This window comes from Pseudonocardia cypriaca, from assembly GCF_006717045.1.
Classification (GTDB): domain Bacteria; phylum Actinomycetota; class Actinomycetes; order Mycobacteriales; family Pseudonocardiaceae; genus Pseudonocardia; species Pseudonocardia cypriaca.
On sequence record NZ_VFPH01000001.1, the window covers coordinates 2,172,085 to 2,185,801 of the forward strand.

A 13,717-nucleotide genomic window follows, 5' to 3' on the forward strand; every position below is an offset into this window, starting at 1 on the left:
GCCGCTCCCTCGTGCGTACCAGGCCGAGGATGAGCCGAGTGGCGCGAATGCACAAGGGAAAGCGACTCCCCAACGCGGCCTCGAAGGTGGAGCCTTCATGGTGAGGCGATCCGGGAGGAGCGAGAGATGCGTGCCATCCCGCACGACGATCGGTCCGAGGTCATCGAACGAGTGCGGCGTTATGCGTCGAAGCGCATGGGTGGGGACGGCGCGCGCATGTACCTCGCGCTCGTCGACCGGTACTACGAGCGGGTCGCCGCCGAGGACCTCGCCGCCCGCGCCGTCCCCGACCTGTTCGGCATCGCGCTCGCCCACCTGCGGCTGGCGCGCCGCCGCCGGGCGGGGAGGCTCAACGTCACGGTCTGCTCGCCGACGTTCGACGGAGAGGGCTTCGCGTGCCCGCACACCGTCGTGCAGGTCGTGACCGACGACATGCCGTTCATCCCGGAGTCGCTCGAGACGGAGCTCGACAGGCAGGGGTTCGGCCTGCACCTCGCGCTGCACCCGGTCTTCGAGGTGGTGCGCGGCGCCGACGGCGAGCTGCTGGGCGTGCTCGGCGAGAACGAGCCGGGGAACGCGGATGTCGTGCGGGAGTCGTTCCACCACATCGAGATCGACCGCCAGGCCGACCCGGCCGTGCTCGAACAGCTCAGGCGGGACCTGGTCCGCGTGCTCGAGGACGTGCGAGCGGCCGACGAGGACCAGGCCGCCATGCGAGAGCGGGCGGTCTCGATCGCGCAGGCCCTCCCGTCCGAGGCGGTGGTCGTCGAACCGCAGGATCGGGCGGAGGCCGCTGACTTCCTGCGCTGGCTCGCCGACGATCACTTCACGTTCCTCGGCTACCGCGAGTACGAGCTGGTGCGCGGGCCCGACGAGGAGGTGTTGCGGGCGGTCGACGGGTCCGGGCTCGGTGTCCTGCGCGACGTCCGGCGCAGGACCGCGTCCCATCCGGTCTCGGCTCTTCCGCCCGACGTGCAGCGGAAGATCCAGGAACCGGTCCTGCTCAACATCACGAAGGCCAACTCCCGCGCCACCGTTCAGCGCGGGACCCATCTCGACTACGTCGGCGTCAAGCGGTTCGACGAGAACGGGCGGGCCGTCGGCGAGCGCCGCTTCCTCGGGCTCTACCCGAGGAGCGTGGCCAAGGCCGCGCTCGCCGACATCCCGATCGTGCGGCAGAAGATGCGGGCGGTGCTCGATCGGGCCGCCGATCCCCGGCACACCTACGAGGCGCAGGTGCTCGTCGACATCCTCGACGGCTACCCGAGGGACGAGATCCTGCAGTCCACCGCGGACGAGCTGTACGGCGACGCGATGGCGATCATCGAGCTGCAGCACCGGCAGCGGCTGCGGCTGCGCGTGCGCCGGGACGGCTTCGGGAGGTTCTTCTCCTGCTTCGTCGACCTGCCGCTCGGACGGCTCGACGAGGCGGCCCGGGTCGGCATCCGGGACACGCTGATGACCGCGTTCCACGGCGTGCACGCCGAGGAGTCGACGCTCGTGACGGACTCCTCCGTGGTCCGGCTGCACTTCGTCGTCTACGTCGAGCCCGGCACGGTGTCCGACCTGGACCCGTCCCTGATCGAGGCCCGGCTCACCTCGGCGTTGCGCACGTGGACCGACGACCTCGCCGACGCGCTCGTCGAGGAGTTCGGCGAGGGACAGGGGGTGCTGCTGTTCAGCCGCTACGCGAACGCGATGCCCTCCGGCTACCAGGACGACCACACGGCGCGGACCGCCGTCAGCGACATCCGCCGGGTCGAGGCCCTGCTGGCGGGGGAGCCGCCGGACGGCCTCGCGATGCACCTGTACTTCGTGCTCGACAGCATCGACCCGTTGCCCCGCCTGAAGCTCTACCGGTACGGCGAGCCGCTGATGCTCTCCGACGTCGTGCCGCTGCTGGAGAACATGGGCACGCGGGTGGTCGACGAACGACCCTACGAGATCCGGCCGGCGGGCGCGCAGCCGGTGTGGATCTACGACCTCGGGTTGCGGCACGAGGACCTGGGCGAGTTCGACGTCGCCGACGTCCGGGAACGCTTCCAGGACACGCTCGCCGCCGTGTGGCGCGGCGAGATCGAGAACGACCGGTTCAACCGCCTCGTGCTCCGCGCCGGCCTGCGGGGGCGGGACGCCACCGTCCTCCGCGCCTACGTCAGGTACATGCGGCAGGTCGGGACGACGTTCAGCCGTGACGTCATGGCCACGACGCTCGTGGACAACCCGGACATCGCGGCGCTGCTCGTCGAGCTGTTCGCGATCCGGTTCGACCCCGACCACGACGTGCGCGATGACCGCGGTCTCGCCGCCAAGCGGGCCGCCGCCGAGATCGAGCGGCGCATCGACACGGTCGCGCGGCTGAACGAGGACCGCGTGCTGCGCAGCATCCTGAACCTGGTGACCGCCACGCTGCGGACGAACTCCTTCACCGACGGGGCCACCTCGCTCGCCTTCAAGCTCGACCCGCGCGGCATCCCCGACCTGCCGGAGCCGAGGCCGGCGTTCGAGACCTTCGTGTACTCACCGCGGGTCGAGGGCGTGTACCTGCGCGGCGGCCCCATCGCCCGCGGTGGCCTGGTCTGGTCGGACCGGCCGGAGGACTTCCGCACTGAGATCCTCGGTCTCGTCAAGGCTCAGACCGTCACGAACGCGGTCGCCGTGCCCGTGGGCGCGAAGGGTGCGTTCGTCGTGCGGTCGCCCCAGGAGCTGCAGGCCTGCTACCGCACCTTCGTCCGGGGGCTGCTCGACGTCACCGACAACGTGGTCGACGGCCGCGTCGTGGCGCCGCACCGGGTGGTCCGGCACGACGGCGACGACCCGTACCTCGTCGTCGCCCCGGACAAGGGCACCGCGGAGTTCTCCGACCTCGCCAACGCGGTCTCCCACGAGTACGGCTTCTGGCTCGGCGACGCGTTCGCCTCCGGTGGGTCCACCGGCTACGACCGCAAGGCGATGGGCATCACCGCGCGCGGCGCGTGGGTCTCGGTGCGGCGGCACTTCCGGTCGCTCGGCATCGACGTGCAGAACGAGGACGTCACCGTCGCCGGGATCGGTGACATGTCCGGCGACGTGTTCGGCAACGGCATGCTGTCGTCGCGGCACATCAGGCTGGTGGCCGCCTTCGACCACCGCCACGTGTTCGTCGACCCCGATCCCGACCCGGAGCGCAGCCACGACGAGCGCGCGCGGCTGTTCGCGATGGCCCACTCGTCATGGGCCGACTACGACCCTGAGCTCATCTCCCCAGGTGGCGGGGTGTTCTCCCGGGCGTCGAGGGAGGTGCCGCTGTCGGACGAGGTGCGCCGGGCCCTCGGCGTCGACGCCGACTCGCTCTCCGCGGACGAGCTCGTGCGAGCGATCCTCGAAGCCCCGGTGGACCTGCTGTGGAACGGCGGCGTCGGCACGTACGTCAAGGCGTCGACCGAACCGAACGCGGACGTCGGCGACAAGCAGAACGACGCCGTTCGGGTCGACGCCGCCAGGCTGCGGTGCCGGGTGGTCGGGGAGGGCGGGAACCTGGGGTTCACCCAGCGGGCCCGCACGGAGTACGCACTGCGCGGCGGGCAGATCAACGCCGACGTGGTCGACGGCTCGGCGGGGGTGAACTGCTCCGATCGCGAGGTCAACATCAAGATCCTGCTCGACCGCGTGGCGCGGGACGGCGACCTCACGCGCAAGCAGCGCGACGAGCTGCTCGCCGCGATGACCGACGACGTCGCGGCCCACGTGCTCGCCGACAACGACCGCCTGACCCGCGCGGTCCACCTCGACTCGGCGCAGGCGCCCGCGATGCGGGACGTCCATGCCCGCTACCTCGACGCGCTGGAGCACTCGGGGCGGCTCGACCGGGCGCAGGAGCAGTTGCCGAGCACCGCGGAGCTCATGGGCCGGGCAGAGATCGGCGGTGGGCTCCAGCTGCCGGAGTTCGCTCTCCTCCTGGCCTACAGCAAGATCGAGCTCTTCGACGAGCTGGTCGACTCCGACGTGCCGGAGGACCCGTTCCTCGGCCGGGAGCTCGAGCGGTACTTCCCCGACGCGCTGCGCGACCGCTACGCGCGGCAGATCCAGGAGCACCCGCTGCGGCGGGAGATCATCGCGACCCGCGTCGCGAACGGCGTCGTCGACCGGGCGGGCATGACGTTCGTGTCGCGTCTGACCGAGGAGACGGGCCTCGCGGCGCCCGACGTGGCGCGGGCCCACACGGCGGCCCGCGACATCTTCGGGCTGAGTGCGCTCTGGGCGCGGCTCGAGGCGCTCGACGACGTCGTCACCACCCGCACCCAGATCTCGCTCTTCCTCGAGCTGCGCCGGCTGGCCGAGCGGGCCACGCGGTGGCTGCTGCGCAACCGTGAGCAGCCGCTCGACGTGGCCGAGGCCATCGAGCTCTTCGAGCCGGGGGTGCGGGAGCTCACGCCGCTGATCCCGGAGCTGATCGGCGAGGACCGGCGCAGCGTTCTGGACCGGACGGTCCGCGGCCACGTCGACGCGGGCGTTCCCGAGGACCTGGCGAGGGCGGTCCGGACGTCGCCCGAGCTCGTCGCGGCCCTCGACGTCACGTCCGTGGCCTGTTCGACCGAGCGTCCTGTCCGGGACGTGGCGGTGGTCCACTTCGCGCTCGAGGAGCACCTGCGGCTCGGCTGGCTGCGGGCCCGGATCCTCGAACTGCCGCGCGACGAGCGCTGGCCGGCCCTCGCCAGGGCGGCGCTGCGGGAGGACCTGCACGTCGTCCACTCGGCGATCACCGCGGAGGTGGTGCGCACCAGCTGGCCGGGCAGCGACGGCCATGAGCAGGTTCGGGACTGGATCGCGACGACCGACGCCGCGGCGAGGCGCTGCCTGCGCCTGCTCGACGAGATCGCCGCGGCCGGCCGGTCGGACCTGGCGACCGTCTCGGTCGCGCTCCGGGAGATCCGGACGTTGCTGCGGGGAAGCGGCGGCTAGCCCGAGCTCTCGACGTTCGGGGCGACGCGCTCGGCCAGGTCGCCGAGGTCGACGTCGTGCACGCTGTCCTTGCCGACGAGGTCGAGCACGTGCGCGGCGGCGAACCCCTCGGCGGCGCACGGCCCCATGACCCGCACGCTGGACAGCGCTGCCGCGTCGCCGTCGATGCAGCGGCCCGCGACGAGCAGGTTGTGCACGTCTGGCGGGGTCATCGCGCGCAGCGGCACGTAGTGGACGTGGTCGGGGCCGAACGTCTCCCACACGTAGCCCTGCGGGGTGTCGTGCAGCTCGATCGGCCATGCCGTGCGGGCCACCGCGTCGGGGAACCGAGTGCCGGCGCGGACCTCGTCGACGGTGAGCTGGTGTACTGCGGCGACCCACCGGGTCTGGCGGCGCCCGGGGAAGCCGTAGCTGCGCACCCGCGCGTTGCCGAAGACCTCGCGGAACTCCGCCCGCAGCAGCGCGATCGCCCGGTCGGCCTGCTCCTTGCCGCGGATCTGCGCGTCGGCGGCCGCGATCGGGTCGAGCGGGGCCTCGATGTGGGTCATGTTCAGCACCGCGGTGCCGCGGCCGGGGAAGAAGAACGCGAGTCCGTCGTGGCGGTGCAGGCCGAACTCCTCCGCCTTCGCGCCGATCCGCGCGGCCAGCTCGCCGGGGTCGGGGCGGCGGCTCTCGTCGAGGCGTTCGACGACGAGCTGCTGGCTGCCGTAGATCTCCCGCTCCGGCAGCCGGCACGGCAGGCCGGCCTCCCATGCCAGCGCCGCGTCGCCGCTGGCGTCGACGAAGCCGGTGGCGGTGACCTCGACGCTGCCGTAGCGGGTGGCGAACCGGACGGTGTCGATCCGGTCGGACGAGCGGGTGACGCCCACGATCACGGCGCCGGTGATCGCCCGGATCCCGTGGGTGGCGACGGTCTGCTCGACCCACCGGCCCAGCCGCACCTCGTCGTAGCCGACGGTGGTGGTGTGGCCGCGGTTGTAGAACAGGTCACCGGTGGCGCCGAGGTCGGCGAACACGTCGTCGAACAGTCCGTGGGTGAGCTGGCGGTGCTCCGGGGCGTTGCCGAAGACGCCGCAGAACAGGCCGATGAGCGAGTTGACCATCTGCCCGCCGAGCACGGGCAACGCGTCGACCAGCACGACCGACCGGCCCAGCCGCGCCGACTCGACCGCAGCGGACAGGCCCGCGATGCCGGCACCCACGACGCACACGTCCGCGGTGACCTCGTGCGTCGCGCTCCCCTCCGGACGCGTCACGGTGCGGACCGGGAGATCGGTGAGCGCGTGCGGCATGCCCCACACGCTAGGAGTCGATGCTCACCGCGAGGAAATAGTCAGTTCGTCTGCTGGCCATCAGGCGGATGGATAGCCGCAGCTCGCGGCGGCGCGGTGGGGGTGCTCCGTTCGGGGGCTCGCCTCCCGGCGGGCCGACCTGGATCGTGGTGGGCCCCGACCGAGGAGATGGCATGGCTCCGATGTTGAAGCAAGCCTTCCGGCGCAAACCGGTCGAACTGATGGCCGCGGAGACCGGGGTCGACGGCCACGGTGGTGGGCAGCTGGCCCGCACGATCGGGCTGTTCCCGCTCACGATGATCGGGGTCGGTGCGACGATCGGGACGGGCATCTTCTTCATCCTGAGCGAGGCGGTGCCGGTGGCCGGGCCGGCGGTGGTCTGGTCGTTCGTGATCGCCGGGGTCGTCGCGGGCCTCACGGCGCTGTGCTACGCGGAGCTGGCGAGCGCGGTCCCGGTGTCGGGGTCGTCGTACTCGTACGCGTACGCGACGCTCGGGGAGGTGGTCGCCATGGGGGTGGCGGCGTGCCTGCTGCTCGAGTACGGGGTGTCGGGTGCTGCGGTGGCGGTCGGCTGGTCGCAGTACCTCAACCAGCTGCTGGGCAACCTGTTCGGCATCCAGATCCCCGACGCGCTGTCGCAGTCGCCGGAGGGTGGCGGGCTGATCAACCTGCCTGCGGTCGTGCTCATCGCGCTGTGCGCGCTGCTGCTGATCCGAGGCGCGAGCGAGTCGGCGACGGTCAACGCGATCATGGTTGTGATCAAGCTCGCCGTGCTGGTGATGTTCGTCGTCATCGGCATCACGGGCTGGAACAGCGACAACCTCGCCGACTTCGCGCCGTTCGGGGTCGCGGGTGTCACGGGTGCCGCCGGGATCATCTTCTTCGCCTTCGTCGGCCTCGACGCGGTGTCGACCGCGGGGGAGGAGGTGAAGAACCCGCGGCGGACGATGCCCATCGCCATCATGCTCGCGTTGCTCATCGTCACGTCCGTCTACGTGGCGGTCGCCCTGGTCGCCGTCGGGGCGCAGCAGCAGGCCCGGTTCGAGGGGCAGGAGGCCGGGCTCGCCGCCATCCTGGAGGACGTGGTCGGCGCCAGCTGGCCGGGCACCGTCCTCGCGGCAGGCGCCATAGTCTCGATCTTCAGCGTCACCCTCGTGGTGATCTACGGCCAGACCCGCATCCTGTTCGCGATCGGCCGAGACGGGATGCTGCCGAAGTTCTTCCAGCAGGTGAACGCCCGCACCAGGACTCCGGTGAACAACACGATCGTCGTCGCGCTCGCCGTCGCGCTGCTCGCGGGGTTCCTGCCGATCAACTTCCTCGCCGAGATGACGAGCATCGGCACCCTGGTGGCGTTCCTCGTCGTCTCCATCGGCGTGATCATCCTGCGGCGCACGGCACCCGACCTGCCCCGCGGCTTCCGCGTGCCCGGCTACCCGGTCACGCCGATCCTGTCGGTCCTGGGCTGTCTCTGGATCATCAACAGCCTGAGACCGATCACGATCGCGGTCTTCGCGATCTGGGTGGCGGTCGTGCTGGTCTGGTACTTCACCTACGGGATCCGCAACTCGCGGCTCCGCACCGGCCACCGGGACGCGTCATGACGGTCCTCGTCGGGCTGCCCCGCGACGAGCGGGCCGCGGCGGCCGTGCACCTCGGCCTGATGCTCGCCCGCTCGCTGGACGAGGACCTCCTCTTCTGCACGGTGGTGCCGCCGCCGTGGCCACCGGGGATGGCGCGGGTCGACGCCGAGTACCAGGAGTACCTCGACAGCAGCGCGCAGGAGACGATCGAGGAGGCGCGGCGCCTGGTGCCCGGTGACCGCAGTGCCGCCTTCGTGGTCGCGAGAGCGCGGTCGACGTCCGCGGGCCTCCTCGAGGTCGCCCGGGAGCACGGCGCCCGCCTGCTCGTGCTCGGCTCGTCCACCGCGGGGGTGCTCGGCCGCGTCGCGTTCGGCAGCGTCGCGGACCGGTTGCTGCACAGCTCGCCGCTCCCGGTGGTGCTCGGCCCGCGCGGGTTCCGCTGCCGGCCCGACGCCACGGTTCGGCGGGTGACGGCTGCGTTCGGCGCCACCGATGGTGCCGACGAGCTGGTCGTCGCCGTCGCAGGCGTGGCCGCGCGGGCGAAGGCCGCCCTGCGCGTCGCGTCGTTCGCCGTGCGCCCGCGCACACCGCTCACCGCCGGGATCGGCTCGCGCGCCGAGGACGCCGTGGTGCGCGAGTGGACCGCGGACGTCGAACGGTCCCAGCGCGCCGTCCTGGAGCAGGTCGAGAAGCTGCCGCGGCAGCCGTCGGCGATCGAGGCGGCGGTGGGCCACGGCAGCGACTGGGCGGCCGCGATCGAGGACATCGGGTGGGACGACGGCGACCTCCTCGCCGTCGGGTCGAGCACCGCGGGGCCGCTGGAGCACGTGTTCATCGGCTCCCGGTCGTCGCGGATCGTCCGGCACTCGCCGGTGCCGGTGGTCGTGGTGCCGCGCGGTGCGCTCAGAGCGCTCGCCGACCGCGCGGAACAGGGGTGAGCAGCTCAGAGCCCGAACGCCTGACGCAGCTGCGACGCGTGCCGGCGGGAGACCGGCACGGTCTCGCGGGAGCGGGCGTCGGTGGCGAGGAACAGCGCGCCCTTGAAGCCCTGCTCCACCTCGCGCACCCGACCGAGGTTCACCAGGAACCGGCGGTGGACGCGGAGGAAGCCCTTGTCCTCCAGTTGCTGTTCGAGCCGGTCGAGCCCTCTCGTGGCGGCCATGAGGCGTCCCTGGTCGGTGGTCAGCCACACCGTGTTGTGGTCGGCCTCCGCGTAGCGGATCTCCCGAGGGTCGAGCAGGACCCACCGATCGTCCCGGAGGCCGACGACCCGGCTCGGCAGCGGGCCGGTCGTGGCGGCGGGTACGAGGTACCCGGCCGGCTGGTCGCAGCCGGAACCGGCGGCCGACCCGAAGGCGAGCAGCATGCCGATGAGGTGGGTGCCGGTGAAGGCTGGCCGGACCACGACCGGGACGGTGAGATCGAGGAAGGGCACGTGGACCTGCGTCGACCCGGTCCAGTCCGGGTCCTTCCCGGCCCGCTCCGCCGCCCGGCGCACCAGGACCGGCAGCGCGGAGAGCTGGGGTGTGAACCGGTGCGCGGGCGCGTACGCGGGCTGGTCGGCCGGGGTGCCCATCAGCACGGCGGCCTCGCTGTTGGCGAGCACGACGTTCCCGGCCAGGTCCACGGCGGCGAGCGGGGTGCCGGGTGCGACGCGGAGGTCGGCGAGGGCGGCCGCGAGCAGTGTGCCGCTGTGGTGGGCCCGCTTGCGCAGCTTGGCCTCGGTGGCCGCGGCCACCGTGCCCAGCCAGGGCAGCACGGCGTCCGCGGGCGATGACTTCCAGCAGGAGACGTTGAGCACGGCGAGCGGCTCGTGGGTGACCACGTCGCGGACCGCGACCCCGGCGCACACCCAGCCCTGGAAACCCTGACACCAGTGCTCGGGGCCCCGCACCAGCACCGGTCGGTGGCTCTCCAGCGCCGTGCCCATGCCGTTGGTGCCGCTCGCCCACTCCGACCAGGTCGACCACGGGGCGAGGTTGCTGTCGGCGGCCTGGTGCAGGATCCGCCTGCTGCCCCAGGTCGCCAGAATCCGGCCGTCGCCGTCGGCCACGGTGACCACGCCGTTCAGCCCGTCCACCTCGCGGGCCGCCGACGCCGCCATGCCTCCGAGCTCGGCGTACACGACGTCGTGGTCGATCGAGTGCGCGCCCACCTCGGCAGCCGGGGGTGCGCGGTCCAGGCGCGGGTCGACCTCGTACTCCTCCCGGCACCGGTACCAGGACATGAGGATCTCCGGCCGCACCCCGTCCACCGACTCCGCTCCGGCGGCGAAGCGCTCCCAGGCCGCACTGGTGGTCCGCATGTCGTCGGCGGCGAGCGCCACGCCGCTCGTTGCGGGTGGTGCTCCGTTCGTTGGGCCCTCGGCGCCGTTCATCCCATCCCCCTATGGGTGGCGGCTCGGAGCGATCCAGGATCAGCGATCACGTAGCGCGCAGCGAACGAACACCACCCGAATGAACGCCGCTCGAATGCCCTGCCGCCACATCAAGGCGCGACCAAGGCTAACGAGCAGGTGATGGCGCTCCTAGGGGCTGAACGCGCGACAGGGGACGACCACGACTGGGGGTACCGGCTCATGCGGGCGGTGGTGTACCGGAAGCCCTTCGACGTCGCGGTCGAGGAGGTCCCCGACCCGCGGATCGAGCACCCGAACGACGTGATCGTGCGGATCACCTCCACCGGGATCTCCGGCGCCGATCTGCACGTGTACGAGGGCCGCACCGCGGCCGAGCCGGGCATCGTGTTCGGCCACGAGAACCTCGGGATCGTCGAGGACGTCGGCAGCGGCGTCACCGGCCTGGAGCAGGGCGATCGCGTCGTGATGCCGTTCAACATCGCGTGCGGCTTCTGCAGGAACTGCGTCGCAGGCCTGACCGGCTTCTGCCGGACGTTGAACCCGCAGGGCGTGGCGCTCGGACTGTGCGGAAATTCCGCGATCGCGCCCTATCCGGGAGGTCAGGGCGAGTACCTGCGCGTGCCCTACGCCGACTTCAACTGCACGCCGCTGCCCCCTGGAATGGATCACGAGTCGGACTACGTCCTCCTCGCCGACGTCTTTCCCACCGGCTACCACGGATGTGAGCTCGCGGGCGTCCGCCCGGGGGAGACGGTCGCGGTCTTCGGTGCCGGATCCCTCGGCCTGATGGCCGCGTACTCCGCGCTGCTGCGTGGGGCGGCTCAGGTCTTCGCGGTCGACCGGGTGCCCGCGTGGCTCGCCACGGCCCGGGAGATGGGCGCGACCCCGATCGACTCCGCCGAGGCCGACCCGGTCCAGCAGATCAAGGACCTGACCGGAGGGGAGGGCACCGACCGGGGGGTCGACGCGTCGGGGCACCACGTCGCAGGCGCGGCTCCGGACCAGGTGCTGAACCAGCTCGTGCAGGTCGTGCGGCCCGCCGGCTCGCTCGGGGTGCCCGGGTACTGCGTGCCGCCGGATCCGGGCCGGCTGCCGCTATCCCTCGACGCGGTGTTCGAGAAAGGCCTGCGCCTCGGCACCGGCCAGGCGAACGTCAAGCGCTACAACCGGCAGCTGCGCGACCTGATCGTGCAGGGCCGGGCGAGACCCGGATTCGTCGTGTCCCACGAGCTGCCGCTCAGCGAGGCGCCCACCGCCTACGAGAGCGTCGAGCGGCAGGCCGAGGGCTACACGAAGGTCATTCTCAAACCCGAAGCAGCTTGACGGCAATTTCGACAAGAGTTCCGAATGAGGAGGTGGAGCCGGTGACGAGTACCGCGCAGGAGCGTACAGCCCTGCTTGGCAAACTCGGCCTGGATGGCCAGAACAAGGCGGCATTGGGCCGCGTGCTGGCGACCGGAAACATTGCGCAGGCCACGGAAAGAAGCGACGGCCGGATGGAGGCGACGGTCCGGATCAACCCGGACGAGCTGGTCTGGGACCCCTCGGTCCTGGTCCTTCCTCACGGCGGGGATCTCGAGCTCACGCTCATCAACGACGACCTGAACACGCATTGCGCGCTGCTGCCGAGCAATGGCGACCGGAAGTTCATCTGGCTGGTCAACCATTCCCGGGGGCGGGCGACGCTCAACCTCGACGGACCGGGCTACTACTGGTTCAGCTCGCCGACCGGGAACGACGAGGGCCGGGGACTCACCGGCGCGATCGTCGTACTCGGCGAAGTTCCACCGGAGGCTCGACTCGACCGGCCCGAACAGCCACGGCCATAGGAAGGAGGAGAGGACATGACGACCGCTGATTACGTCGACGCGGGCGAGGCCATCAACCAGGGACTCCTCAACTACAAGACGCCGGGCGCGGATATTGCGCCACCGGTGGTGGCAGAAGTCACCTACGACCGCATCCTCAACGCCCGTGAGGAGCCGCAGAACTGGCTCACCTACTACGGGGCGTACAACGGGCAGCGCTTCAGCCCGCTGGACCAGGTCAACACGGAGAACATCAAGCGGCTCACCCCGGCATGGGTGTTCCAGGCCGGCACGAGCGGACTGATCGCGGGTGCGTCCACGTACTCGTTCGAGGCCACCCCGATCGTCGTCGACGGGGTGATGTTCGTATCCGGCTGGGACGGCTGGGTATGGGCCCTCGACGCGAAGTCGGGGGTGGAGATCTGGCGCTACAAGCACGCGATCCCGTTCGACGTGTCGCTGTGCTGCGGGAACGTGAACCGCGGCGTCGCCGTGGCCAAGGGGAAGGTCTTCTTCGTCACCGCGAACGCCCACGTCCTCGCGCTCGACGCCACCAACGGCAAGCGCGTCTGGGACAAGACCTACGGCGACGTGCGGGCCGGTGAGAGCGCCACGGTCGCCCCGCTGGTCGTGAAGAACCTCGTCATCGTCGGCAGCTCCGGCGGCGAGTTCGGCGTACGCGGCCACCTCGACGCCTTCGACGTCGACTCCGGCGAGCACCAGTGGCGCTGCTACATGGTGCCGAAGCCCGGTGAGCCCGGCTCCGAGACGTGGCCCGACGGCGAGGCATGGCAGCGCGGCGGCGCGAACTGCTGGCTCACCAGCACCTTCGACGCCGAGACCAACCTGCTGTACGTGGGCACCGGCAACCCGGCGCCCGACTTCGACGGCGAGGTCCGGGAGGGCGACAACCTCTTCACAGACAGCGTCGTCGCCGTCGACGTCGACAGCGGCCAGATCCGCTGGCACTACCAGTGCACCCCGCACGACGTGTGGGACTACGACAGCATCGCCGAGTGCATCCTGTTCGAGCACGAGGACCGCAAGCTGCTCGGGCACTTCGACAAGAACGGCTACTTCTTCGTGCTGGACCGCACCAACGGTGAGCGGGTCAGCATCACGCCCTTCGTGGACCGGATCACGTGGGGGGCGATCACCCGGGAAGGCCAGGTGACGGCCAAGGTCTACCCCGACAAGGAGGGCGAACCGGTCCACTTCTACCCGGGACCGGCCGGTGCCAAGGAATGGACGCACGCGTCCTACAGCCCTCGGACCGGGCTCTTCTACGTGCCGGTGCAGGACACCGGGGCGACCGCCACCCGGCGGCGCCGGGAGTTCAAGGAGAGCATCCCCTACTGGGGCGCGGGCGTTCAGGTGGACATCGAGGACATGGCGGGGTCCATCAGCGCGTTCGACGCGAACGGCGACGAGAAGTGGCGCTACCGCAACGACCTGCCGATGTGCGCGTCGACGTTGGCCACTGCCGGCGACCTGGTGTTCGCCGGTAAGCCGACCGGCGAGTTCATCGCGCTGGACGCCAACACCGGCGAGCAGCTGTGGCAGTTCCAGTGCGGCAGCGGCCACCACAGCAGCCCTTCGACCTACAGCGTGGACGGACGGCAGTACGTCGCCGTGCCGGTCGGCTGGGGCGGATGGGCCGAGGGGTTCCTGCCCGGAATGCTCGGCGCGGGCCACGGCAGCGCGCTCATCACCTTCGCACTCCCCGAGGAGTGA

At 71.3% G+C, this 13,717-nt stretch carries 8 protein-coding genes; 6 read left to right on the forward strand and 2 right to left on the reverse strand.

Annotated elements, in window-relative coordinates:
* Positions 1–126 precede the first annotated feature (126 nt).
* Positions 127–4,941 carry an NAD-glutamate dehydrogenase gene (locus tag FB388_RS10325; protein WP_142099791.1) on the forward strand — a complete coding sequence of 1,605 codons (4,815 nt, stop codon included), beginning with the start codon at positions 127–129 and terminating at the stop codon, positions 4,939–4,941.
* Here the strand turns inward: FB388_RS10325 and FB388_RS10330 are convergent.
* Positions 4,938–6,233 carry an FAD-dependent oxidoreductase gene (locus FB388_RS10330; RefSeq protein WP_142099793.1) on the reverse strand — a complete coding sequence of 432 codons (1,296 nt, stop codon included), beginning with the start codon at positions 6,231–6,233 and terminating at the stop codon, positions 4,938–4,940. The genes FB388_RS10325 and FB388_RS10330 overlap by 4 nt on opposite strands.
* A gap of 173 nt (positions 6,234–6,406) precedes the next feature.
* Here FB388_RS10330 and FB388_RS10335 point away from each other — a divergent pair, with 173 nt between their 5' ends.
* Entirely contained in the window at positions 6,407–7,837 is a 1,431-nt protein-coding gene (locus FB388_RS10335; protein ID WP_142099795.1) for an APC family permease, read from the forward strand.
* Positions 7,834–8,754 carry a universal stress protein gene (locus tag FB388_RS10340; protein ID WP_142099797.1) on the forward strand — a complete coding sequence of 307 codons (921 nt, stop codon included), beginning with the start codon at positions 7,834–7,836 and terminating at the stop codon, positions 8,752–8,754. Before FB388_RS10335 ends, FB388_RS10340 begins: the two co-directional genes overlap by 4 nt.
* 5 nt (positions 8,755–8,759) lie before the next feature.
* Here FB388_RS10340 and FB388_RS10345 read toward each other — a convergent pair whose 3' ends face one another.
* A complete protein-coding gene (locus tag FB388_RS10345) occupies positions 8,760–10,142 on the reverse strand; it encodes a DNA-binding protein (RefSeq protein ID WP_246121798.1) in 1,383 nt (460 codons plus the stop codon).
* 252 nt (positions 10,143–10,394) lie between these two features.
* Here FB388_RS10345 and FB388_RS10350 point away from each other — a divergent pair, with 252 nt between their 5' ends.
* The 3 genes from FB388_RS10350 to FB388_RS10360 are packed head-to-tail and all read left to right on the forward strand — an operon-like array spanning position 10,395 to position 13,717.
* Complete coding sequence (locus FB388_RS10350) at positions 10,395–11,498, forward strand: glutathione-independent formaldehyde dehydrogenase (RefSeq protein ID WP_142102862.1); 1,104 nt, start codon at positions 10,395–10,397, stop codon at positions 11,496–11,498.
* Positions 11,499–11,539: 41 nt separating this feature from the next.
* A complete protein-coding gene (locus FB388_RS10355; RefSeq protein WP_142099799.1) occupies positions 11,540–12,004 on the forward strand; it encodes an MSMEG_3727 family PQQ-associated protein in 465 nt (154 codons plus the stop codon).
* A 15-nt stretch (positions 12,005–12,019) separates the two neighbouring features.
* Complete coding sequence (locus FB388_RS10360; RefSeq protein ID WP_142099801.1) at positions 12,020–13,717, forward strand: PQQ-dependent dehydrogenase, methanol/ethanol family; 1,698 nt, start codon at positions 12,020–12,022, stop codon at positions 13,715–13,717.